This is a genomic window from Microbulbifer sp. TYP-18, from assembly GCF_040932045.1.
Classification (GTDB): domain Bacteria; phylum Pseudomonadota; class Gammaproteobacteria; order Pseudomonadales; family Cellvibrionaceae; genus Microbulbifer.
Window position 1 is genome coordinate 1 of sequence record NZ_JBFRBC010000017.1, and the last position, 21,392, is coordinate 21,392.

General features: G+C 57.5%; 35 protein-coding genes. 30 read left to right on the plus strand and 5 right to left on the minus strand.

The window, feature by feature from the left end:
* Positions 1 to 587: 587 nt before the first annotated feature.
* From ABVT36_RS13530 to ABVT36_RS13540, 3 genes are all read right to left on the minus strand, one after another.
* Complete coding sequence (locus ABVT36_RS13530) at positions 588 to 983, minus strand: VOC family protein (protein ID WP_368457040.1); 396 nt, start codon at positions 981 to 983, stop codon at positions 588 to 590.
* A 174-nt stretch (positions 984 to 1,157) separates the two neighbouring features.
* Positions 1,158 to 1,793: a sigma factor-like helix-turn-helix DNA-binding protein gene (locus ABVT36_RS13535; RefSeq protein ID WP_368457041.1), complete on the minus strand. Its 636-nt coding sequence runs from the start codon at positions 1,791 to 1,793 to the stop codon at positions 1,158 to 1,160.
* Positions 1,794 to 2,102: 309 nt separating this feature from the next.
* Positions 2,103 to 2,612 carry an aminoacyl-tRNA deacylase gene (locus ABVT36_RS13540; RefSeq protein WP_368457042.1) on the minus strand — a complete coding sequence of 170 codons (510 nt, stop codon included), beginning with the start codon at positions 2,610 to 2,612 and terminating at the stop codon, positions 2,103 to 2,105.
* Between the two features lie 141 nt (positions 2,613 to 2,753).
* Here ABVT36_RS13540 and rpsJ point away from each other — a divergent pair, with 141 nt between their 5' ends.
* The 30 genes from rpsJ to ABVT36_RS13690 all read left to right on the plus strand — a co-directional run bounded on the left by rpsJ (position 2,754) and on the right by ABVT36_RS13690 (position 17,927).
* On the plus strand, positions 2,754 to 3,065 hold the full coding sequence (gene rpsJ / locus ABVT36_RS13545) for a 30S ribosomal protein S10 (RefSeq protein ID WP_367149346.1): 312 nt from the start codon (positions 2,754 to 2,756) through the stop codon (positions 3,063 to 3,065).
* Positions 3,066 to 3,174: 109 nt separating this feature from the next.
* A complete protein-coding gene (gene rplC, locus ABVT36_RS13550) occupies positions 3,175 to 3,810 on the plus strand; it encodes a 50S ribosomal protein L3 (protein WP_367149345.1) in 636 nt (211 codons plus the stop codon).
* A gap of 19 nt (positions 3,811 to 3,829) precedes the next feature.
* On the plus strand, positions 3,830 to 4,444 hold the full coding sequence (gene rplD, locus ABVT36_RS13555) for a 50S ribosomal protein L4 (protein ID WP_368457043.1): 615 nt from the start codon (positions 3,830 to 3,832) through the stop codon (positions 4,442 to 4,444).
* Positions 4,441 to 4,737 (plus strand): 50S ribosomal protein L23, encoded by a 297-nt coding sequence (rplW, locus tag ABVT36_RS13560; RefSeq protein ID WP_367149343.1) that lies wholly within the window; start codon positions 4,441 to 4,443, stop codon positions 4,735 to 4,737. The genes rplD and rplW overlap by 4 nt, the downstream gene beginning before the upstream one ends.
* Before the next feature lie 14 nt (positions 4,738 to 4,751).
* Positions 4,752 to 5,576 (plus strand): 50S ribosomal protein L2, encoded by an 825-nt coding sequence (gene rplB / locus ABVT36_RS13565; protein ID WP_368457044.1) that lies wholly within the window; start codon positions 4,752 to 4,754, stop codon positions 5,574 to 5,576.
* A 37-nt stretch (positions 5,577 to 5,613) separates the two neighbouring features.
* A complete protein-coding gene (gene rpsS / locus ABVT36_RS13570) occupies positions 5,614 to 5,892 on the plus strand; it encodes a 30S ribosomal protein S19 (RefSeq protein WP_069946924.1) in 279 nt (92 codons plus the stop codon).
* A 15-nt stretch (positions 5,893 to 5,907) separates the two neighbouring features.
* Positions 5,908 to 6,240: a 50S ribosomal protein L22 gene (gene rplV / locus ABVT36_RS13575; RefSeq protein ID WP_367149339.1), complete on the plus strand. Its 333-nt coding sequence runs from the start codon at positions 5,908 to 5,910 to the stop codon at positions 6,238 to 6,240.
* 19 nt (positions 6,241 to 6,259) lie between these two features.
* Positions 6,260 to 6,940, plus strand: a complete 681-nt coding sequence (gene rpsC, locus ABVT36_RS13580) for a 30S ribosomal protein S3 (RefSeq protein ID WP_367149338.1) — start codon at positions 6,260 to 6,262, stop codon at positions 6,938 to 6,940.
* An 11-nt stretch (positions 6,941 to 6,951) separates the two neighbouring features.
* A complete protein-coding gene (rplP, locus tag ABVT36_RS13585; RefSeq protein WP_073277504.1) occupies positions 6,952 to 7,365 on the plus strand; it encodes a 50S ribosomal protein L16 in 414 nt (137 codons plus the stop codon).
* Positions 7,365 to 7,556: a 50S ribosomal protein L29 gene (gene rpmC, locus ABVT36_RS13590; protein ID WP_020411392.1), complete on the plus strand. Its 192-nt coding sequence runs from the start codon at positions 7,365 to 7,367 to the stop codon at positions 7,554 to 7,556. Before rplP ends, rpmC begins: the two co-directional genes overlap by 1 nt.
* 2 nt (positions 7,557 to 7,558) lie before the next feature.
* Positions 7,559 to 7,822, plus strand: a complete 264-nt coding sequence (gene rpsQ / locus ABVT36_RS13595) for a 30S ribosomal protein S17 (RefSeq protein ID WP_367149336.1) — start codon at positions 7,559 to 7,561, stop codon at positions 7,820 to 7,822.
* 46 nt (positions 7,823 to 7,868) lie between these two features.
* Positions 7,869 to 8,237, plus strand: coding sequence for a 50S ribosomal protein L14 (gene rplN / locus ABVT36_RS13600; RefSeq protein ID WP_367149335.1), 369 nt, complete (start codon positions 7,869 to 7,871; stop codon positions 8,235 to 8,237).
* 21 nt (positions 8,238 to 8,258) lie between these two features.
* Complete coding sequence (rplX, locus tag ABVT36_RS13605; protein ID WP_367149334.1) at positions 8,259 to 8,570, plus strand: 50S ribosomal protein L24; 312 nt, start codon at positions 8,259 to 8,261, stop codon at positions 8,568 to 8,570.
* Positions 8,571 to 8,601: 31 nt separating this feature from the next.
* On the plus strand, positions 8,602 to 9,141 hold the full coding sequence (rplE, locus tag ABVT36_RS13610) for a 50S ribosomal protein L5 (RefSeq protein ID WP_367149333.1): 540 nt from the start codon (positions 8,602 to 8,604) through the stop codon (positions 9,139 to 9,141).
* 9 nt (positions 9,142 to 9,150) lie between these two features.
* On the plus strand, positions 9,151 to 9,456 hold the full coding sequence (gene rpsN, locus ABVT36_RS13615; protein ID WP_367149332.1) for a 30S ribosomal protein S14: 306 nt from the start codon (positions 9,151 to 9,153) through the stop codon (positions 9,454 to 9,456).
* A 39-nt stretch (positions 9,457 to 9,495) separates the two neighbouring features.
* Positions 9,496 to 9,888, plus strand: a complete 393-nt coding sequence (gene rpsH / locus ABVT36_RS13620; protein ID WP_367149331.1) for a 30S ribosomal protein S8 — start codon at positions 9,496 to 9,498, stop codon at positions 9,886 to 9,888.
* A gap of 12 nt (positions 9,889 to 9,900) precedes the next feature.
* Positions 9,901 to 10,434: a 50S ribosomal protein L6 gene (rplF, locus tag ABVT36_RS13625; protein WP_368457045.1), complete on the plus strand. Its 534-nt coding sequence runs from the start codon at positions 9,901 to 9,903 to the stop codon at positions 10,432 to 10,434.
* 13 nt (positions 10,435 to 10,447) lie between these two features.
* Positions 10,448 to 10,798: a 50S ribosomal protein L18 gene (gene rplR / locus ABVT36_RS13630; RefSeq protein WP_367149329.1), complete on the plus strand. Its 351-nt coding sequence runs from the start codon at positions 10,448 to 10,450 to the stop codon at positions 10,796 to 10,798.
* Positions 10,799 to 10,808: 10 nt separating this feature from the next.
* Positions 10,809 to 11,315 (plus strand): 30S ribosomal protein S5, encoded by a 507-nt coding sequence (rpsE, locus tag ABVT36_RS13635; protein ID WP_367149328.1) that lies wholly within the window; start codon positions 10,809 to 10,811, stop codon positions 11,313 to 11,315.
* Positions 11,316 to 11,352: 37 nt separating this feature from the next.
* Positions 11,353 to 11,538 carry a 50S ribosomal protein L30 gene (rpmD, locus tag ABVT36_RS13640; protein WP_367149327.1) on the plus strand — a complete coding sequence of 62 codons (186 nt, stop codon included), beginning with the start codon at positions 11,353 to 11,355 and terminating at the stop codon, positions 11,536 to 11,538.
* A 1-nt stretch (position 11,539) separates the two neighbouring features.
* Positions 11,540 to 11,974, plus strand: coding sequence for a 50S ribosomal protein L15 (rplO, locus tag ABVT36_RS13645; protein ID WP_367149326.1), 435 nt, complete (start codon positions 11,540 to 11,542; stop codon positions 11,972 to 11,974).
* Between the two features lie 11 nt (positions 11,975 to 11,985).
* Positions 11,986 to 13,332, plus strand: a complete 1,347-nt coding sequence (secY, locus tag ABVT36_RS13650) for a preprotein translocase subunit SecY (RefSeq protein ID WP_367149325.1) — start codon at positions 11,986 to 11,988, stop codon at positions 13,330 to 13,332.
* Between the two features lie 30 nt (positions 13,333 to 13,362).
* Positions 13,363 to 13,479: a 50S ribosomal protein L36 gene (gene rpmJ, locus ABVT36_RS13655; RefSeq protein ID WP_010133825.1), complete on the plus strand. Its 117-nt coding sequence runs from the start codon at positions 13,363 to 13,365 to the stop codon at positions 13,477 to 13,479.
* A 343-nt stretch (positions 13,480 to 13,822) separates the two neighbouring features.
* Complete coding sequence (rpsM, locus tag ABVT36_RS13660; RefSeq protein ID WP_367149324.1) at positions 13,823 to 14,179, plus strand: 30S ribosomal protein S13; 357 nt, start codon at positions 13,823 to 13,825, stop codon at positions 14,177 to 14,179.
* 87 nt (positions 14,180 to 14,266) lie between these two features.
* Positions 14,267 to 14,656 (plus strand): 30S ribosomal protein S11, encoded by a 390-nt coding sequence (gene rpsK, locus ABVT36_RS13665; RefSeq protein ID WP_020411406.1) that lies wholly within the window; start codon positions 14,267 to 14,269, stop codon positions 14,654 to 14,656.
* A gap of 15 nt (positions 14,657 to 14,671) precedes the next feature.
* Entirely contained in the window at positions 14,672 to 15,292 is a 621-nt protein-coding gene (rpsD, locus tag ABVT36_RS13670; protein WP_368457046.1) for a 30S ribosomal protein S4, read from the plus strand.
* 44 nt (positions 15,293 to 15,336) lie between these two features.
* A complete protein-coding gene (rpoA, locus tag ABVT36_RS13675) occupies positions 15,337 to 16,341 on the plus strand; it encodes a DNA-directed RNA polymerase subunit alpha (RefSeq protein WP_367149322.1) in 1,005 nt (334 codons plus the stop codon).
* Positions 16,342 to 16,448: 107 nt separating this feature from the next.
* Positions 16,449 to 16,841, plus strand: a complete 393-nt coding sequence (rplQ, locus tag ABVT36_RS13680; protein ID WP_367149321.1) for a 50S ribosomal protein L17 — start codon at positions 16,449 to 16,451, stop codon at positions 16,839 to 16,841.
* A gap of 78 nt (positions 16,842 to 16,919) precedes the next feature.
* Positions 16,920 to 17,168, plus strand: coding sequence for a YeaC family protein (locus tag ABVT36_RS13685; RefSeq protein ID WP_368457047.1), 249 nt, complete (start codon positions 16,920 to 16,922; stop codon positions 17,166 to 17,168).
* 105 nt (positions 17,169 to 17,273) lie between these two features.
* Positions 17,274 to 17,927 (plus strand): hypothetical protein, encoded by a 654-nt coding sequence (locus ABVT36_RS13690; protein WP_368457048.1) that lies wholly within the window; start codon positions 17,274 to 17,276, stop codon positions 17,925 to 17,927.
* A gap of 189 nt (positions 17,928 to 18,116) precedes the next feature.
* Here ABVT36_RS13690 and ABVT36_RS13695 read toward each other — a convergent pair whose 3' ends face one another.
* Both ABVT36_RS13695 and ABVT36_RS13700 read right to left on the minus strand, forming a co-directional pair.
* The gene (locus ABVT36_RS13695; RefSeq protein WP_367149318.1) at positions 18,117 to 19,571 is read right to left on the minus strand and encodes a pectin acetylesterase-family hydrolase; all 1,455 of its coding nucleotides are present in this window, start codon (positions 19,569 to 19,571) and stop codon (positions 18,117 to 18,119) included.
* Between the two features lie 383 nt (positions 19,572 to 19,954).
* Positions 19,955 to 21,181 carry an Nramp family divalent metal transporter gene (locus ABVT36_RS13700; RefSeq protein ID WP_368457049.1) on the minus strand — a complete coding sequence of 409 codons (1,227 nt, stop codon included), beginning with the start codon at positions 21,179 to 21,181 and terminating at the stop codon, positions 19,955 to 19,957.
* Positions 21,182 to 21,392 lie beyond the last annotated feature (211 nt).

Below are 21,392 nucleotides of genomic sequence, written 5' to 3' on the forward strand. Positions count from 1 at the left end.
TAGCTGGTCTGTCAAACCTGCTTCGCAGTCAAAAATATCTTCTGGCTTAGGGCCAGTGCACCTGGAATCTGCTGAGAAGTAGATTCCAGGTGAAAAAACAAACAATCTCAGGGTTGTTTTGGTCAAATTCAGGCCCGCACCAGAAAATACTGATACTGCCGTAGCGATTGTTGAGTTATTCAGACGTTCCTTAGTCGAGTATCTGGATGTGGAGGTATAAAACTACTTGTTCGCTTGAGCATAAGAGAGCAAATCCCTTGTAACTTGTTAAACCTGTTCGTACGGATCGACGGGACATGAGTGCTAATTAAAGAATAATACCCTTAGGTGTTCTTTTTGTAATTCTTCTTCCTGCCTACCCGGTCTTGATGACCATACGTTTTCTGGTAGCCACCGCCAACCTTCATTAGAGACTTGCTTCCCGTTTTCGGTATTGCTGAGTTCGATTGCTAGGGTCGGGCGATCCATTGATTTCTTATAGCATTAATCTTACCACCCAATGTTCGGAGGCCAAACTTTTTCGAGAGGTTAGTTTTCTACCGCAATTCGGGCGCCCTAACGCCCGGATTGCGGTTTGTCTTATTGCGTCACAGCTTTTGGGATACTTCGGTGGGTGGTTGGTAGAGGCTCAATATGTGTCCGTCCGGATCCGCAAAATCCGCGGTCAAGCCGCCATCCGGAGCATGTTGCACTGGGGCAATAATTTCCACGTTGCAGGCGACCAGCTGTTCAACCATACGGTGTATGTCGTTGTCGCCGGTTGAAAAAACAATGATAGGTGTCCTTGCCGGCTTCTCCTCTCCCTTAAAGAAGACCAGTACAGCGTCGCCGATATGGGCTAGCAGATGGCTGCCGTCTTCTTCCCCCTCTGCAGCGGCTATCCAGCTGGTCTCAAGCCCTAGGGTGCCTTCATAAAACTGCCGCGTACTATCCAGGTCGCTGACAAAAAATACCACAGCGCCTATATGTGAATTTTGTAACATAACAATCTCCGGTCAATGCTTGGTTTCGAGTGTATCTCCGCTTTGCGGACACTTACTTATTGCCGCGCTTGGTTGTTTTGTGAGCCGATCACTCAGTTTATTTTTCCACTTATCTGCTCTGCCGTCAGAGTGGTTGGCCAATATGGAGCGGCGCGCCGCGCGAACCGGATAACGCTATTTCTCCGGTGAGCGGCTGATTGCAAGGAGGTTGCAGTCCGGGTCTGTGATGCCAAAGCGAAAGTCCGCCAGGCGGGCGGGTCCCTGTGCCAGGGCGGCGCGGCGTTGGCCGGCTCCGGGAGGGTTTGCGCTGTCCATTCGCGCGGCGTAGGCCGCAGCCAGGCTTGCGGGGTCGATCTTCCTGCGAGCCTCCTGCGAGGCGAGTTTTTTGCGCATAGCGCTGAGGCGTTGGCGCAAAGTGGCATCGGCAATGCCGAGAACCTGGCAAATCTCACTTTTGTTGAGACCGTTCAAAGCCAGCAGCAGTACCAGCCGCTGTGCCGGGGGCAGGGCCGGGATGCTGCTGCCGCCCAGGATCGTTTCTCGTCCCGGCTGGCTGTTTTCCTCGGCGTAGCTGGACTCCCGGGCCTGGCGGCGCCTGGTCTGCCGGATTGTCTGGGCGGCCAGATTGCGCAGTACCCCATAAAACCAGGCGGCGTCCCGGGGTTCCTGAAAGGGCTTTCGCTGTGCCTCCAGTGCGGCCAGCAGGCCTTGTTGCAGCAGGTCGTCCGCTCCCTGGGAGTCTCCGGAAAGCCGGGCGCTGATACCTAGCCATTTCTGGTATTGATCAATAGCTGGAGGGGTGCTGGGCATTGGCGAAACTGTGTGTCAAACGGGGTCGTTCCATTTGTGGTTCACCCGGTTGTTATTATTGGTTGCTCTAAGGGTACGGCCGCACAGAGGGAGATGCCGGTGCGGCTGCACAGCCTCCTTCATCAGCCAGTATCGATGAGTGACTCCATGTCAGAACTCTATCACTAGGGGTCAGGGTATGTCAGTTCCTGTAGCGAAGGGGAGCGCATAGCATCGCTTGTGCGGCCTCGGTGTTTCCCTTCAGCAGGAGTCTCCAGTTGGGCGCCAAGGCCCGGGGGCGGGCCGCCCGGCTGTCACTCCCTTCCCCTGCTAAGGCCAGTCTTTGCTTAGGTCGGCGATGTGGCTGCCCATGAACAACTGCGTGAATCGCGGTCCATCCATCGCCACCAGCTCCTCGTGGTCACCGGCCTCGAAATAGATGGTCTCGCAGCGGCTCAGGCCGCTATCCAGCAGTGTGGTGATACCGTAGGCCTGGCCCAGAGGAGGCAGGGCGCCCAGCTCACAATCCGGGAATAGCGGCCCCAGCTCGTTCTCCGCTACCATCTGCAGGCCATTGCGCCCGGTTTCGTCGTGGACTGCGCGCATATCCAGGCTGCTGCTGGCGGGTATTACCGCCATCACATAGCCCTCATCGTCCCTGAGCAGGACTGCCTTGGCCACCCGGTCCTCCCGCACTTGGGCGGCATGGGCGCTCTCACGGCTGGTATGGCTGTGGGGATGCTGAATCAGACGATAATCGACTGATTGGTCATTGAGATATTGACTCAATCTTGCGGCAATAGTCACGTTGATATCCTCGATCCGCTGCCGATACTTCATTGTAGTTTGCGCGCGGGTAAATTTGTGCCGGTCCTCCAGTTGACAGTGCGGCGGCCTGCCCGTAGAATTCGCGCTCCTTTTCGCCCGCCCACGGGGCTGCGTAAAAGGACGTTCTTTGGTTTTGAGTTGGAGTTTGATTCCATGCAGGGTCAACGTATCCGAATTCGCCTGAAGGCGTTCGATCACAAGCTGATCGACTCGTCTACCCAGGAGATCGTCGAGACGGCCAAGCGCACCGGTGCGCAGGTCCGCGGTCCTATTCCGCTGCCGACTCGCAAAGAGAAGTACACCGTGTTGATTTCCCCGCACGTCAACAAAGACGCGCGCGATCAGTACGAGATCCGTACACACAAGCGTTTGCTGGACATCGTTGAGCCGACCGAGAAAACCGTCGACGCGCTGATGAAGCTCGATCTGGCGGCCGGTGTAGAGGTCCAAATTAGTCTCGGCTAACACTTTTACTAACTACCGAATCCCGGGCGAAAAAGGTCTGGGTAGTGTAACGCTCTGAAACTGGGCGGCCGCAGTGGGTTAAAGCCCCGTGCACTGAGAGGTTGAAAAGATGACAATAGGTATTGTCGGCCGCAAGAGCGGCATGACTCGCGTCTTCACCGAGAGTGGCGTATCCATTCCGGTCACCGTGATTGAGGTGGCCCCGAATCGCATCACTCAGGTGAAAACCGCTGAAACCGACGGCTATGCCGCTGTCCAGGTCACTGTGGGCAGTCGCAAGGCGTCCCGTGTCTCCAAGCCCCAAGCGGGCCACTTCGCCAAAGCCAGCTCAGAGGCTGGTACCCGTCTCTTCGAACTGCGCACCGAAGGTGCTGAAGAGGCTTTTGAAATCGGTTCTGAGATCACTGTGTCCGGCTTTGAGGCTGGCCAGAAGATCGACGTGACCGGAACCTCCAAAGGTAAGGGTTTCCAGGGCGGCGTTAAGCGCTGGAACTTCCGCACCCAGGATGCCACCCACGGTAACTCCCTGTCCCACCGCGCACCCGGTTCTATCGGTCAGTGCCAGACTCCTGGCCGCGTATGGAAAGGCAAGAAGATGGCCGGCCATATGGGTGCTGAGCGCGTCACCGTGCAGAACCTGGAAGTGGTTCGTGTGGATGCCGAGCGTAACCTGCTGCTGGTGAAAGGTGCCGTGCCCGGTGCTCCCGGTGGCGACGTAATTGTTCGCCCGGCAGTTAAAGCCTAACACCGAGGGGGAAATGGGTATGGAACTGAATATCGCCACTCCCGAAGGTGCCAAAGGCACAGTGGCTGTCTCTGAAGTGACTTTCGGGCGTGAATTCAATCAGGACCTGGTGCACCAGGCAGTGGTCGCCTTCATGGCCGGCGCTCGCCAGGGTACCAAGGCACAGAAAAACCGCTCTGACGTTTCCGGTGGTGGCAAAAAGCCCTGGCGTCAAAAGGGTACCGGCCGCGCCCGTGCGGGCACTATCCGTAGCCCGCTGTGGCGCTCCGGTGGTGTCACTTTTGCCGCTGAGCCGCGCGATCACAGCGTCAAGTTGAACAGGAAAATGTACCGCGCTGCACTGCGCTGCATCCTGTCCGAGCTGGCCCGTCAGGGGCGCCTGGTGGTGGTGGAGTCCTTCGACGTGGAGGTGCCCAAGACCAAGCAGTTGGTGAGCAAGCTGGCCCAGTTCGATTTGGCCGATGCGCTGATCGTGACCGAGGAGCTGAGCGAAAACCTCTACCTGGCCGCGCGCAACCTGCACAAGATCGACGTCCGCGACGTGCAGGGCATAGACCCGGTGAGCCTGATCCGCTTTGACAAGGTGGTGGTTACCGTGGCCGCGCTCAAGAAAATTGAAGAGGTGCTGGGATGAACCAGGAGCGACTCTACAACATAGTGTTGGGCCCGGTGGTTTCCGAAAGAGCCGCCATGCTGGCCGATAGCGCCAACCAGGTGGTTTTCAAGGTTGTCGCCGACGCCGAGAAAGCTGAGATCAAGGCCGCGGTTGAGAAACTGTTCAACGTTTCCGTCGAGCAGGTTCGCACCCTGAACGTCAAAGGCAAAACCAAACGCACCCGCCACGGCATAGGCCGTCGCAGCGGCTGGAAAAAAGCCTATGTTCGCCTGGCTGAAGGCAGCGATATCAACTTTGAAGCTGCTGAGTAAAGGGGACAGTTGCAATGCCGATTGTAAAAAGTAAACCGACCTCCGCCGGTCAACGCCATCAGGTAAGGGTCGTCAATCCCGACCTGCACAAAGGCGCGCCCTATGCCCCTTTGCTGGAGAGCAAAAGCAAAAGCGGTGGCCGTAACAACAATGGTCGTATCACTACCCGTCATATCGGTGGTGGTCACAAGCAGCACTATCGCATCATCGACTTCAAGCGCAACAAGGACGGTATTCCGGCCAAAGTTGAACGCCTGGAGTATGATCCCAACCGCAGTGCGAACATCGCACTGGTTTGTTACGCCGATGGTGAGCGCCGCTACATCATAGCGCCTAAGGGCCTCAAGGCGGGTGCCACCATTCAGTCGGGCGATGCCGCGCCGATTGCGGTGGGCAACACTCTGCCCCTGCGCAATGTTCCGGTGGGTTCGGTGATCCACGCCATCGAGCTGAAGCCGGGCAAGGGCGCCCAGCTGGCCCGTTCCGCCGGTGCCTCTGTGCAACTGGTGGCCCGGGATGGCCAGTACGCGACCATTCGCCTGCGTTCCGGGGAAACGCGCAAGGTGCTCGCTGAGTGCCGCGCAACCCTGGGTGAAGTGGGCAATTCCGAGCACGGCCTGCGCAAGCTGGGCAAGGCCGGTGCTGCGCGCTGGCGCGGTGTTCGTCCAACCGTTCGCGGTGTGGCGATGAACCCGGTCGACCACCCGCACGGTGGTGGTGAGGGTCGTACCTCTGGTGGACGCCATCCGGTGACCCCCTGGGGCGTTCCCACCAAGGGTAAGAAAACGCGCAAGAACAAGCGCACCGATAAAATGATTGTACGTCGCCGCGGCAAGTAAGCCGCGCGGTGTCTGAGCAGCTAGAGAGGAATCGACAGTGCCACGCTCACTCAAGAAAGGTCCCTTTATTGATCTGCACCTGATCAAAAAGGTGGAGGCAGCGATTGCAGCCAATGATCGCCGGCCGATTAAAACCTGGTCCCGCCGTTCCATGATTATGCCGGAAATGGTGGGGCTGACGATCGCTGTGCACAACGGTCGTCAACACGTGCCCGTTTTGGTCAACGAAGAAATGGTTGGTCACAAGCTGGGCGAGTTCGCTGCCACCCGCACTTACCGCGGCCACGCTGCGGATAAGAAAGCGAAGAAGCGCTAAGCCGAGGTTATTACGATGGAAGTAGCAGCAAAATTACGCGGCGCACGTCTGTCGGCGCAAAAGGCGCGACTGGTAGCGGATCAGGTTCGTGGCAAAGGCGTTGAGGAAGCCCTGGATATTCTGGCATTCAGCAATAAAAAGGGTGCGGCGATCGTCAAGAAGGTGCTGGAGTCGGCGGTTGCCAACGCCGAGCACAACGAGGGCGCCGACGTGGATGAACTGAAGGTTTCCACAATTTTTGTGGACGAAGGTATGACCATGAAGCGCATTAAGCCGCGTGCCAAAGGTCGTGCTGATCGTATTCTTAAGCGTACTTGTCACATTACTGTGAAAGTGGCCGAGAAATAACAGAGCAGGCGAGAAAACCATGGGACAAAAAGTACATCCTACCGGCATTCGTCTGGGTATCGTTAAAAAGCATACCTCCGTGTGGTATGCCGGCAGCGACGAGTACGCAGACAAGCTGTACACGGATCTGAAAGTTCGCGAATTCATTCGCAAAAAACTGGCCCACGCCTCTGTGAGCCGAATCGAGATCGAGCGTCCGGCAAACACCGCGCGTGTGACGATTCACACCGCCCGGCCCGGTATCGTGATCGGTAAAAAAGGTGAAGACGTGGAACGTCTGCGCAAAGAGGTAAGCGCGCAGATGGGCGTGCCGGTGCATATCGATATCGAAGAGGTGCGCAAGCCGGACCTGGATGCAACTCTGGTGGGCCAGAATGTCGCCCAGCAGCTGGAGCGCCGTGTCATGTTCCGTCGCGCCATGAAGCGCGCGGTACAAAACGCCATGCGCCAGGGCGCCCAGGGCATCAGGATTCAGGTGAGTGGTCGTCTCGGTGGTGCGGAAATCGCCCGCACCGAGTGGTACCGCGAAGGCCGTGTACCCCTGCACACCCTGCGTGCCAATATCGACTACGCCACTGCCGAGGCGATGACCACTTACGGCATCATCGGCATCAAGGTGTGGATCTTTAAAGGTGAAGTCATCGGTGACGAAGTGCCCGATGAGAAGCCGGCGAAGAGCCGCAAGAAAGCTGCTAAATAAGGAGTACGCAGATGCTGCAACCAAAGCGTACAAAATTCCGCAAGGTACAGAAGGGGCGCAATCGCGGTCTTTCTCAGCGCGGCTCCAAGGTGAGCTTTGGCGAGTTCGGCCTCAAAGCCATCGGTCGCGGCCGCATTACTGCGCGCCAGATCGAGGCGGCCCGTCGCGCCATGACCCGTCACGTAAAGCGTGGCGGTAAAATCTGGATTCGCGTGTTTCCGGACAAGCCAATTACCAACAAGCCCCTCGAAGTGCGGATGGGTAAAGGTAAAGGTGGTGTTGAATATTGGGTGGCTCAGATCCAGCCGGGCAAGGTCCTCTACGAGATGGAGGGTGTATCCGAAGATCTGGCTCGCGAAGCGTTTGAGCTTGCTGCGGCCAAGCTGCCTGTAAAGACAACTTTCGTTAAGCGTTCGGTGATGTAATGAAGACTGCAGATCTACGCGAAAAGTCAGTTGAAGAGTTGAATCAGGAATTGCTGAACCAACTTGAGGCTCAGTTCAAGCTTCGAATGCAAAAGTCCACCGGTCAGCTGGCCCAGACCCATCTGTTGAAGCAGACTCGTCGCGACATTGCTCGCATTAAGACTGTGTTGACCGAGAAGGCAGGTAACTAATCATGGCGGAAGCAAAGCTGAAGCGTACACTCACCGGCAAGGTCGTGAGTGACAAGATGGATAAAACCATCACCGTTTTGATCGAGCGCCGTGTTAAGCACCCGATCTACGGCAAAATCGTAAACAAGTCCACCAAACTCAAGGCCCACGACGAGGGTAATGAGTGCAACATCGGCGATGTTGTCACTATCGAGGAATCTCGTCCGTTGTCCAAGAGCAAGTCCTGGGCTTTGCAGAAAATTGTAGAGCGTGCGGCGAAGGTATAACCCCTAGCGCATTGAATGCCGGGTTGAAAGGTTTCGGAGAGAGACAATGATTCAAGCGGAATCCTACTTAGAAGTGGCTGACAACAGTGGGGCTCGCCGTGTCATGTGCATCAAGGTGCTGGGCGGCTCCCATCGTCGTTATGCACGCGTGGGCGACATTATCAAGGTAACCGTAAAGGAAGCCATTCCCCGCGGTAAGGTGAAGAAGGGACAGGTGATGAACGCAGTGGTGGTTCGCACCAAAAAAGGTGTGCGCCGCCCCGACGGTTCACTGATCAAATTTGACGATAACGCAGCGGTACTGCTGAACCAGCAACATGCGCCGGTCGGCACCCGTATTTTTGGCCCGGTAACTCGCGAACTGCGCGGTGAGAAGTTCATGAAGATCGTCTCGCTGGCGCCCGAAGTTATCTAAGCCTGGAGCGGAGATAGAGTTATGCGCAAGATCAAGCGTGACGACGAAGTGATCGTTGTTGCCGGTCGCGACAAAGGCAAGCGCGGTACCGTACGCAAGGTGCTGAGTGATGGCCGTCTGATCGTTTCCGGTGTGCAGATGATTAAAAAACACCAGAAGCCAAATCCCCAACTGGGTATTGCCGGTGGCATCGTGGAAAAGGAAGCGTCTATCGATGCTTCCAACGTGGCCATCTTCAACCCCGGCACGCAGAAAGCCGACCGGGTGGGCTTCAAAGTACTGGAAGACGGCAGCAAGATCCGCGTCTTCAAATCCAGCGGCGAAGCCATCTAAGGCTCTTGGCGCAAAAGCAGGTTGGTAGATCATGGCAAAGCTTAAAGAGCTCTACACTAAGGAACTCGCGGCCAAGCTCAAAGATGAGCTGGGTCTCGAGAATGTGATGGCAGTGCCGCGCATCACCAAGATCACCGTCAACATGGGTGTCGGCGAAGCGATTGGTGACAAGAAGGTGCTGGAACACGCTGTCAACGATATGACGGCAATTACTGGTCAGAAGCCCATCGTGACCAAGGCGCGCAAGTCTATTGCGGGCTTTAAGATCCGCGACGGTTGGCCGATCGGCTGCAAGGTAACTCTGCGCGGTGAGCGTATGTACGAGTTCCTGGAGCGTTTGATCGACATCGCCATCCCGCGTATCCGCGATTTCCGCGGCGTCAGTCCGAAGCAGTTCGACGGTCGCGGTAATTTTTCGATGGGCGTGACCGAGCAAATTATCTTCCCGGAAATTGACTACGACAAAGTGGACAAGCTCCGCGGACTGGATATTTGTATTACCACCACAGCGGCAAACGACGATCAGGGTCGCGCGCTGCTGAAAGCGTTCAACTTCCCGCTTAAGGGTTAAGAGGATTCCATGGCGAAGAAATCCATGATTGCGCGCGAGAACAAGCGCGCTCGAACCGCAGCTAAGTACGCCGCAAAGCGTCAGGAGCTGAAGGCGATCATCGCCAGTGCCACTGTTTCCGAAGAGGAGCGGTGGGAGGCTCAACTCAAGCTGCAAAAACTGCCGCGCGATGCAAGCCCGGTACGCCAGCAACGCCGCTGTCGTATCACTGGTCGCCCCCACGCCGTATACCGCAAGTTCGGTCTGTGCCGTAACAAGCTGCGCGAGGCAGCGATGCGTGGTGATGTGCCCGGCCTGGTGAAGTCCAGCTGGTAATTTCCGGCAGGTATTGGCAGATTTGAGGAGTCTCATAAGATGAGTATGCAAGATCCGTTGGCAGACATGCTGACCCGTATCCGCAATGCCCTGGCGCGCGGAAAGGCGGAAGTCACCCTGCCATCATCCAAATTGAAAGTAGCGGTAGCCAAGGTCCTGCAGGACGAAGGCTATGTCTCCGATTGCAGTGTCAGTGAAGGCGCCAAGCCGGAGCTGACCATTGCCCTGAAATATTTCCAGGGCAAGCCGGTTATCGCCGAGCTGGACCGCGTTTCCCGTCCAGGTCTGCGCGCTTACACTGGTAAGAAAACTCTGCCGACCGTACGCGGTGGCCTGGGTATCGCGATCGTGTCCACCTCCAAGGGGGTGATGACCGATCGCGCTGCGCGCCAGGCCGGTGTCGGTGGCGAAGTGCTCTGCACCGTATTCTAAGCGGGGGTTATCATGTCTCGAGTAGCAAATAGTCCGGTAGTTATCCCCGCAGGCGTTACCGTTGACCTGAAAGGTCAGGACATCGCCATCAAGGGCGGTAACGGTAACCTGAGCATGGTTGTTCACAACGATGTGGAAGTGAGCCAGGCGGATAGCCAGCTGACCTTCGCGGCGCGCAGTGGCTCCAAGCAGGCCAGGGCGCTGGCCGGTACCACACGTGCGCTGATCAACAATATGGTTGTTGGTGTGAGCACTGGTTTTGAAAAGAGATTGCAGTTGCAGGGTGTCGGTTATCGGGCGAAAGCGTCCGGTAAGACTGTCAACCTGACCCTGGGCTTCTCCCATCCGATCGATTATCAGTTGCCGGAGGGTGTCGTGGTCGAAACCCCGAGCCAGACTGAAATCGTACTCAAGAGCAGCGACAAGCAGCTGCTGGGTCAAGTGGCCGCTGAGATCCGCGCCTTCCGTCCGCCGGAGCCCTACAAAGGTAAGGGTGTCCGTTATGCCGACGAACGCGTGTATCGCAAAGAGGCCAAGAAGAAGTAAATAGGGCATAGATATGAACGTTAAGAATGCATCCCGCTTGCGTCGTGCACGCCGTGCCCGCGCCAAGATCCGTGAGCTGGGCGCCGTTCGCCTCACCGTGAACCGCACGCCGCGCCACATGTACGCACAGATTTTGTCTGCCGAGGGCGACAGAGTGCTGGCTTCCGCCTCCACTCTGGACAAGGATCTGCGCTCAGGTAAAACCGGCAACGTGGACGCTGCTACCGCAGTGGGCACACTGATCGCCGAGCGCGCCAAGGCCGCCGGTGTGGAACAGGTTGCTTTTGATCGCAGCGGCTACAAGTATCACGGCCGTGTTAAGGCTCTGGCTGATGCTGCCCGCGAAGCCGGTCTGAAATTCTAAGGGTTGAGTTATGGCTAGAGAGAAAGACAAAAGCAACGACGAAGGCCTGCAGGAGAAGCTGGTCCAGGTCAATCGCGTTGCCAAGACTGTTAAAGGTGGTCGTATCTTCGCCTTTACCGCACTGACCGTGGTTGGCGACGGCAATGGCCGCGTCGGTTTCGGAAGGGGCAAGGCTCGCGAAGTGCCGGTGGCGATCCAGAAGGCGATGGAAGCCGCGCGCCGCGAAATGATCCAGGTGGATCTGAATGGCGATACTATCCAGTACGCCACCAAGGGCCGTCACGGCGGTTCCAAGGTTTATATGCAGCCCGCTTCCCAGGGTACCGGCGTCATCGCCGGTGGCGCCATGCGCTCTGTCCTGGAAATGGCCGGGGTGCACAACGTACTGGCCAAGTGCTACGGCTCCACCAACCCGGTGAACGTGGTACGGGCAACCTTCAAGGCGCTGGAGCAAATGCAGAGCCCGGAGGATGTTGCGGCCAAGCGTGGCAAGTCTGTCGAAGAAATTCTGAACTGATAGCGGTTCGGACCAGGGTTATTTATTGGGTAGCACCATGGCTAAGAAGACCATTAAAGTCACCCAGATCAAGAGCACTGCTGGACGCCTGAAAAATCATCAGGCGTGTGTTGCGGGTCTGGGTCTGCGCCGCATCGGTCACACTGTGGAAGTGGAAGACACTCCCTCTGTGCGCGGCATGATCAACAAAGTGAATTATCTGCTGAAGGTGGAGGGGGAATAACATGCGTTTGAACGACTTATCTCCCGCACAGGGCCACAAGCGCAACGCCAAGCGCGTTGGTCGCGGTATTGGCAGCGGCCTGGGCAAGACCGGTGGCCGCGGCCACAAGGGTCAGAAGTCGCGCTCCGGTGGCAGCGTGCGTCCGGGCTTCGAAGGCGGTCAGATGCCCCTGCAGAAGCGTCTGCCCAAGTACGGTTTCACCGCCCGGGTATCCCGCTTCACCGCAGAGGTACGCCTGGCCGAACTGGCCAAGGTGGAAGGCGACACAATCGATTTGGCAGCGCTGAAGAATGCCGATATTATCGGCAGCCATATTAAACGCGCCAAGGTGTTTCTCTCGGGAGAGCTGACCAAAGCGGTCACTGTGAAGGGTCTGGGAGTGAGCAAGGGTGCAAAGGCGGCGATCGAAGCTGCCGGCGGTAAAATTGAAGACTAATCGAGGCGCCAATGGCACGACCAGGAACCGGTGTAAATCCTTTAGCGAATAGCAAGGGGTTGGGCGAGCTTTGGGCGCGCCTTCGTTTTCTGTTTCTCGCGATACTGGTGTATCGCGTCGGAACGCATATTCCGGTACCCGGAATCGACCCGGACAAGCTGGCGAACCTGTTCAACCAGAACCAGGGAACCATCCTGGGGCTGTTTAACATGTTCTCCGGCGGTGCCCTGGAAAGGATGAGTATCCTGGCGCTGGGCATCATGCCCTACATCTCCGCGTCCATCATCATGCAGCTGATGACCGCGGTGACCCCCTCTCTGGAAGCCCTGAAGAAGGAGGGCGATGCGGGCCGGCGCAAGATTAACCAGTACACCCGCTACCTGACGGTGGCGCTGGCCCTGATCCAGGGTATCGGCATGACCTTTGGTCTGGCGGGGCAAAACCTGGCCTACTCACCGGAGCCGGCGTTTGGTTTTTACTTCGTGGCCGTCGTGTCCCTGGTAACCGGCGCGGTGTTCATGATGTGGCTGGGCGAACAGATCACCGAGCGTGGGGTCGGCAACGGTATTTCCATGTTGATCTTTGCCGGTATCGTGGCCGGACTGCCCAGCGCCATCGGTCAGGCATTCGAGCAGGCGCGGCAGGGCGAACTGCATATCCTGCTGCTGCTGGCGATTGGCTTTGTCGCCCTGGCTGTGGTGTATTTCGTAGTGGTGATGGAGCGCGGTCAACGCCGTATCACCATCAACCATGCGCGGCGCCAGGCCGGCCGCTACTCTGCGGCACCGGCTGCGCAGGCGAGCCACCTGCCGCTGAAGGTGAATATGGCCGGTGTGATCCCGGTGATCTTCGCCAGCAGTATCCTGCTGTTCCCGGCCACACTGGCACAGTGGTTTGGTCAGGGTGGCGAAGGCTTCGGCGCCGAGGTGCTGCAGTGGATGGCATTGCAACTGGGGCCGGGTCAGCCGCTGAACATTATTTTGTTCGCTTTGCTGATCGGTTTCTTCTGCTTCTTCTATACGGCGTTGATGTTTAACCCGAATGAGGTGGCGGACAACCTGAAAAAGTCCGGTGCCTATGTGCCCGGCATCCGCCCTGGCGAGCAGACAGCCCGCTATATCGACCGGGTACTGACCCGACTCACCCTGGTCGGTGCCGCCTATATTGCCGCAGTGTCACTGCTGCCGCAGTTCCTGGTGGTCGGATTTAATGTTCCCTTCTATCTGGGGGGTACCTCACTGCTGATCGTTGTGGTGGTGGTGATGGACTTTATGTCACAGGTGCAGTCACATCTGTTGTCGCACCAGTACGAAGGCATGATGAAAAAAGCAAACCTGCAGGGCTATGGCCGTCGCTAGCTCGCAGACTGATTGATTTGAGGTAAGGTCGTGAAAGTACGCGCATCCGTTAAAAAGATCTGCCGTAACTGCAAAATCGTGCGTCGCAAGGGTGTTCTGCGGGTCATCTGCAGTGCCGAGCCACGTCACAAGCAGCGCCAAGGCTGATAGAGGGCGCAGCCCCTTGGGTGTTCACGCGGGCATCCATAAAAGCTGAAAGAGGAAAAAGCCGCCTGATACGGCCCCGTGTCAGACGGCGACGCCCGGGACTACTGGTCCCGGGAGTGAAGCCTGTCCCCGGACAGGTTTCCAATTGGGGGCGTTGACTGTCGTTCGCATCCGCTTCGGGAGGTCGAAGGGGAGGCGGGCTATTGCAAATTGGTGTCTGAAAAGCTATCCTTGCGCGCCTTTTTTGGTGGCGCAGGCGGTTTTTTAGTCGCTGTCAGCGCCGGAATCGAAGTAGAGCCACAGTAGAACAAGCTGTGGCTCCCGATACGTGGAGTACGCCTCTATGGCACGTATTGCTGGTGTCAATGTACCAGACCACAAGCACGCCGTGATCTCCCTGACCCATGTCTATGGGGTCGGTCGCACCACGGCCAAATCTATTTTGGCAGCGGTTGGTATCGCTGAATCCACCAAAATCCGCGACCTGTCTGAAGAGCAGATCGACTCCATCCGCGGTGAAGTTGCAAAACTCACTGTAGAGGGTGACCTGCGCCGCGAAGTCTCCATGAACATCAAGCGCTTGATGGATCTGGGCTGCTACCGCGGTCTGCGCCACCGCCGCAGCCTGCCGCTGCGGGGACAGCGCACCAAGACCAATGCCCGCACCCGCAAGGGGCCGCGCAAGCCGATTCGCAAATAAGCCTGATTAAGGCGCGATTTCGCGGTTTAACAAGCCTCTGGAGGCCGACAGGCCCGGGGGAGTTGATACAGGATTTAGGATACTGGTATGGCTAAGCCAAAAACTACTGTTCGCAAGAAGGTCAAAAAGACCGTTGTCGACGGTATTGCCCACATCCACGCATCGTTTAATAACACGATCGTGACGATCACCGATCGCCAGGGCAATACCCTCAGCTGGGCCACCGCAGGTGGGTCCGGCTTCCGTGGCTCACGCAAGAGCACCCCGTTTGCAGCCCAGGTGGCGGCCGAGCGCGCAGGTACTGCGGCGCAGGAATACGGCCTGAAAAACCTAGACGTAGAAGTGAAGGGCCCTGGCCCCGGTCGCGAATCCGCTGTGCGCGCACTGAACAACTGCGGCTACAAGATCACCAACATCACCGACGTGACGCCAATCCCGCATAATGGATGTCGTCCGCCCAAGAAACGTCGCGTGTAAGAGGGGGCTGACAAAATGGCACGTTATATAGGACCAAAATGTAAACTTTCCCGTCGGGAAGGTACCGATCTACAGCTGAAAAGTGGCGTACGCCCGCACGATTCCAAGTGCCGCGCCGAGTCCAAGCCAGGTCAGCATGGCGCCGGCCGCGGCCGCCTGTCCGACTATGGTGTACAGCTGCGTGAAAAACAGAAGGTGCGCCGGATTTACGGGATACTGGAAAAGCAGTTCCGCAACTACTATAAGGAAGCGGCGCGCCTGAAGGGAGCGACCGGTGAGAACCTGTTGCAACTTCTGGAAAAGCGTCTGGACAATGTGGTTTACCGCATGGGCTTCGGCGCCACCCGTGCTGAAGCGCGACAGTTGGTTTCCCACAAGGCGATTCTGGTGAATGGCGCGACCGTTAACATCCCTTCCTATCAGGTACAGGAAGGCGATGTCGTTGCTGTGCGCGAGAAAGCCAAGAAGCAGCTGCGCATCCAGCATTCCGTGTCCCTCGCCGGACAGCGTGGCGAAATCGAATGGGTGGACGTGAACGCAAGCAAACTGGAAGGCACTTTTAAGCGTGTTCCGGACCGCGTCGATCTGCCGGCGGAGATCAATGAAAACCTTATCGTGGAACTCTACTCCAAGTAAGGTCCTGCTCCTGAGTTGGAGTGTAACTGTAAACAGGTATGGCTATGCAGACTGCTGTCAACGAGTTTTTGACACCGCGTCGTATTGACGTCACCGAATACAATCCGAACCATGCCAAAGTGGTTCTGGAGCCGCTGGAGCGCGGCTTTGGTCACACTCTTGGCAATGCGTTGCGCCGCATTCTGCTGTCCTCCATGCCGGGCTGCGCCGTTATCGAAGTTGAAATAGACGGCGTCGAGCACGAGTACAGCGCGATCGAGGGCGTGCAGGAGGACGTAATTGAAATCCTGCTCAACCTGAAAGAGATTGCGGTTGTGATGCACGGCAAGGACCAGGCGGTACTGAGCCTGAGCAAAACCGGTCCGGGCGCGGTGACCGCGGGGGATATTCAGGTGGATCACGATATCGAGATCGTCAATCCTGAACACGTGATTGCCAATATCACCGGAGACGTAGACCTCAGCCTGCGGCTGACCGTGGCCCGTGGCCGCGGTTACCAACCCGCGGATGCGCGTCGCGACGAAGAGGAAGAGACCCGGGCGATCGGTCGTTTGCAACTGGATGCGTCCTACAGCCCGGTTCGCCGCGTGGCCTACAGTGTAGAGGCAGCGCGGGTCGAGCAGCGCACCGACCTGGACAAGCTGGTACTGGATCTGGAGACCAACGGTACCCTGGATCCGGAAGAGGCCATTCGCCGCGCCGCCACCATCCTGCAACAGCAGTTGTCGGCGTTCGTGGACCTGCACGGCGAGAAGGAGGCCCAGCCCAAGACTGACGAGCCGGAAGTCGATCCGGTCCTGTTGCGCCCGGTGGATGACCTGGAGCTGACGGTGCGTTCTGCCAACTGTCTGAAGGCGGAGAACATCTACTATATCGGCGATCTGATCCAGCGCACTGAGGTGGAACTGCTGAAGACACCGAACCTGGGTAAGAAGTCTCTGACCGAAATTAAGGACGTGCTTGCGTCCCGCGGCCTGTCCCTGGGGATGCGCCTGGAAAACTGGCCGCCGGCTAGTCTCAAAGGTGACAGCAAGCTGAGCACCCTGTAACAGCGGCCAAGCCGCAACAGAACAATTTGCAATAACCCGAGCAGCTTTGTCGGCTGCTCCAGAACGACTTGCCGCGAAGGCAACTAAAAGTCGGAAGGAATTGAGTCATGCGTCATCGCTATAGTGGCCGTAAGTTCAGCCGCACCAGCGCCCACCGCAAGGCCATGTTCAAGAACATGACCGCTTCGCTGGTGGAGCACGAACTGATCAAAACCACATTGCCCAAAGCCAAGGAGCTGCGCCGCGTTGCCGAGCCGCTGATTACCCTGGCCAAAAGTGACAGTGTCGCCAACCGCCGTCTGGCCTTCGCCCGTATCCGCGACAAGGATGCAGTGCGCAAGCTGTTCGATGAGCTGGGTCCCCGTTACGAAGCCCGCCCGGGTGGTTATATCCGTATACTCAAGTGTGGTTTCCGCGCCGGTGACAAGGCTCCCATGGCGTACGTCGAGCTGGTGGATCGCCAGCAGGCTGAGGAAGAGTCCGAAGCCGCCGAAGCGTAACGCCGGGTAGCCAGCTAGCAGTGAAAGCCGGTCATGGACCGGCTTTTTTCTGCGGCGTTAAACGCAAAGAGACCCGCTATGTCTTTTGAAACCCTGCTCAACAGCCTCAGTCCCCAGGTAATTGGGAGTCTGAAGCGCGCCATAGAGCTGGGAAAGTGGCCCGACGGCAGAGTTCTAACCGACGAACAGCGGCGTCGCTGTGGACAGGCCGTATCCGCCTGGGAACAGCGCAATCTGCCACCCGAGTCCCGGACTGGCTTTGTGCCCCCGAAAGAGTCCCCCTGCGCCCCGCGGCCGACTGACGAACGGAAGCTCACCTGGGTGTAATCCCCTGTCTTATGCGACCCAGCATCGCTGGATAGCTTGCGCGCTTTGCACAGTGTCCCGCGCCGGTTAAACTGCACCGTTATCCCGATAACGGAAGCGGTCACAATGAATAATAAGGTTCTGCTGTCTGTTGTTACCCCAGTGGTTATTCTGGGTGCAGTCGCCGCCGGCTGGCGGTATAACATTTCCCCATCGGTGGACATTGAACCGACTCCGGACCGGACGGTAGAAAACCGCTCCGTGAGTCGGCAGGAGTTGATGGCGATGGCCCCCGCGGAAATGGACCGTCAGGAAGCGGCCAAACTGCTGTCGGATCCGCGGGTGGAAGCCTATTTGCGCAAAGAGCGGGACAAGTTATCCCTGGACGACTATTTCAATGGTGATGACGACACACTCAGCGACCAGGAAATCTGGCAGTTGATAGAAACCATTGAGGCTGAGGGTCGAGTGATGGCCTATGAGGCCCTGGCATTGAAGCTCGCCTGGCTGGAGCGCAACAGTGCGGACAAAGCCGCATTCGAACAAGCTGCCGCTGAATTGGTGGAAGGCTATAGAGAGAAATCCCAGCGCCACACTGCGGAATACGATCCCTACAAGGAAGTGCCCGGCTTTGCGGAGTACAAGCAGAGGGAGGTGGAGATAGTAAAGGAAGTACAGCAGATGACCAGCTTCCCCGACGGCATGAGCCGGCAGGAGTACCTGCGTCAGCGCCTGCAGGAGGCGCGGAAAAAAGCCTATGCAGGTCAAGGTACTCAGTGAGCGGTGGTCCATAGAAGCAGCAGCACTTCATGGACCACGCATCAACTTGGCAACCCAATAGATAATCTCTCATCAATTGGGTTGTCGTCCTTCAAAAGCCGCGCAAATTACACCGAAGGGCTTGCGCCGGCAGATTCTTGTACCGCATTCACCCGACAACCTATTGTATTGCCGGGTGAATAACCGGGATTAAAGCAGCCCTCCCACCAAATCGTAGAACCAGTTGTGGTTGTTTTCGAAATCGGAAACCTGATCCGACTCGTAGGCGCGGAGTGGGGCCCCGCCGCGGTAGTTGACAACATTGTTCAGGAAGTCCCGCAGTACCAATCCGTGCTCGGCGATTTCGCCATATTCCAGATCCAGGATGGTAGTGCAGTGGCTCTCGTTGAAGTCCCGGTACATGGGGAAGTAATAGCTCCAGTTGCCGGTCTGCTCAAGTTCTGGAATCAGGTTGTCGAAGGTGTCCTGCTGCCATTTCTGGCGCAGTTTGGCCAGGCGTGAAGCCGGGTCCGGATCGTTGTAAATATCCTCGTAGAAACGCTCGTAGGAGTAGGAAGAGAAGTTGCCGTCGGCGAGGAAGTGGGTGATGCCCAGACGGTCGGAGGGGAACTTGCCGGACAGGGCGACATAGAGCGAAGCCAGTTCGTTCTTGTCGAATCCCGGTGTGATGCTGGCGAGCATATTGACCGGGTTGACGTCAGTGGGGCTACCGTTGGCAGTATAGGTGGTCCAGGAATCGAGCACCTTCTTGTGCAGTGGCAGCGACGGATAGCGGTTGTTGTCGTTGCTGTTCAGGGGTGCGCGATAGAGGGGACCGGAATCATCGATCAAGTAGCCATAATCCACGTTCATATCCGCGCGCAGCTTGGAATAGTTGAGCAGTGCACCGATACTGCCGGCACTGCAGCCCGCGGCCACCATCTGCTTGGGTTTTTGCAGATTGTTTTTGACCCAGGAAGTCACCGCCTGTACGTTGCGTACGCCATTGTGATGCCAGATCAGATCTGGTTTCTGGCCGCTGGGATCCGGATAGACTTCGGTTTTGTCGCCCACATAGATGTCGCCGGTGCAGTAGGGCACATACACCAGGTTCCATTCGCCGGTCTTGAACTGGTTGTAGGGGTGGTGGGTATAGATCAGCGGCGATACCGCGGCAGTGGCCAGGTTGGCAGAGTTACTAAAGTCCAGCAGGTTGATGTTCTGCACATAACCGTCGGGAATACCGTTGGGGTTACGGGCTCCGCGGATACCGGCGGCACCGGAGCAGCTCTCGTAATCCCAGCAGGCGCCACCGCCTTCGAAATAGAACATGGTGTTGCTGGTGTCCGGCACCCGGTAGACAAAGAATTTATAGGGTGAGCCATTACCACACATGGCGCCGGTGTCAGCGGAAAGGTTTACCTGTTGCCAATCGTCGAAATCACCGTGATCGAAGCCGTCGTTGAATCCCGGGTCGTCCAGTGACAGAGGGTACATGCCCTGAGTCTGCGCGGGGGTGACCGGCGCATTCGCTTTGGGCGGATTGAACAGGTGGCCTAGCGTAGTCCAGAAGCCATAGTCGCCCGGTTCCGAGTGGGCGCTGGCGCTCAGAGTCAGAAGGCTGGCTGCGATGATTGGAGCCACATAGCGGAGCCTTTTTATCATTATTAAATCCCCTGTGTTGGTGGGTATTATTACGGGTTGCGGCCGGGCCGGAACGCGCGTTATACCTCAGGGGCTGGAAAGCTCTCTCACCCTTACTCGAGCGTAGCGGTCGACAGCACCTCCATATTGCTTATCGGTTAAAGCGGGCCAAGGTTAGTGAAGAAACCCCAGTAGGTCCAGGGAATTAAGGGGCAAAACCAAACGGTCATCGTAGACGTACCAGTCATGGCAAATGACGTAAAACACCACTGGAAATAGTGAGGCAGAAAGTGCTGGGCGGGATTGCCCTCTTCGATAAATCAAGCCCTGACAAACCTGACTTGCGGTATCAGGATACCTGTTCGGCCTGGTGGACTACTGGAAAATACCTTTTCATTATTCCGCTATAGATACTCAAAGGCGGACGCCAGGCTTTTGGCCCCGAGCACCAGTGTGACCAACAGGACCAGCAGTCCAAAAGTATTCTGCAGCGGCGAATTTCTGAATTTTCCCAGCCGCGGCGCATTCATTTCCCATAACAGAAAGGCAGTGACCACCGGCAACAGCAATCCGTTTGCAACCTGGGCGAACCAGATCAACCTGACGGGCCGGATCTCCAGTGTGGCGGCGAGGGTGCCTGCCGCTAAAATGGCAAGCCATGCCAAGCGGAATGCCATCGATTTCAAGTCAGGTTTTATTCCCAGAATACCGCTGAGCGCGTAAGCGGCGGCCAGAGGCGCCGTCAGGGCCGAGGAAATACCCGCGGAGAAAAGCCCAACCCCCATCAGGTACTGGGCGCCGTCGCCAAACAGTGGTCGCAGTGACTGGGCGATATCCGCGGCGCCTCCCAGCGTCATCTGGCGGCCGAAAAAGGCCGAGGCGGCGGTGGCGACTATGGCAATGGAGACGAGCCCGCCGAGGGGAATGGAAATAAAAATGTCTTTTCGCGCCTGGGGCAGGGAGTCGACACCACGCCATTTCCTGCTGGCGGTGGCACTGTGCAGAAACAGGTTGTAGGGCACCACGGTGGTGCCGATCAGTGCGATGACGGTTAATCCGGCACCGGTGGGAATAGAGGGGCGCAACAGTCCCTTGAACAGCGCCGGCAAATCCGGTTCGGTCAGGGCCAGTGTGGCCACAAATGCCAGGCTCATCAGCAGCACCAGCGACACCAGTACCCCCTCTATAAGGCGGTACTCCCCGCGCCATAGCAGGCAGAAGGCCGCCGCGGCGATCAGCAGCGGCCAGGGACTAAAGGGGAACTGGCGGCCAAAAGTAGCGGAAGTCAGCGCGTCCAGCCCCAGGCTGGCCCCCACAATATTGCCGCTCTGGTAAGCGGCATTTCCGATCACTATGGCGCTGACCACCAGCGCAATGGCCAGGAGGCGCGCCAGCGGTTGGCTGAAGGTCTGGCGAATATTTTCGCCGAGGCCCTGTCCGGTGACTATCCCGAGCCGGGCGGCCATTTCCTGTAGTATCACACTGGCCAGTATGGCGAATAACAGTGCCCACAGCAGTGCATAGCCGTAATTGGCCCCGGCCAGTGATGCGGAAACAACGGTACCGGGACCGATAAAGGCGGCGGCCACCATAGTGGCCGGACCGATACTCAACCGCTGGTGGCGAGTCATATAACTTCCTATTTTGCTGGCTTTTCCGTGGGTTCAACAAGTGGGCAAAACACCGCACGATCACACGGAATCGCTTGTATTTCAATGGCTTGTGCCAACCCATCCAGAGGGTGGCGCGTGACCCGATATGCCGCTCGATTCTCGGGTTGGCAGCATGGCTCCGTTGACGAAATCGCTCCAGCCTGGGGAGGCGAAATACTGTAGTTCAAAG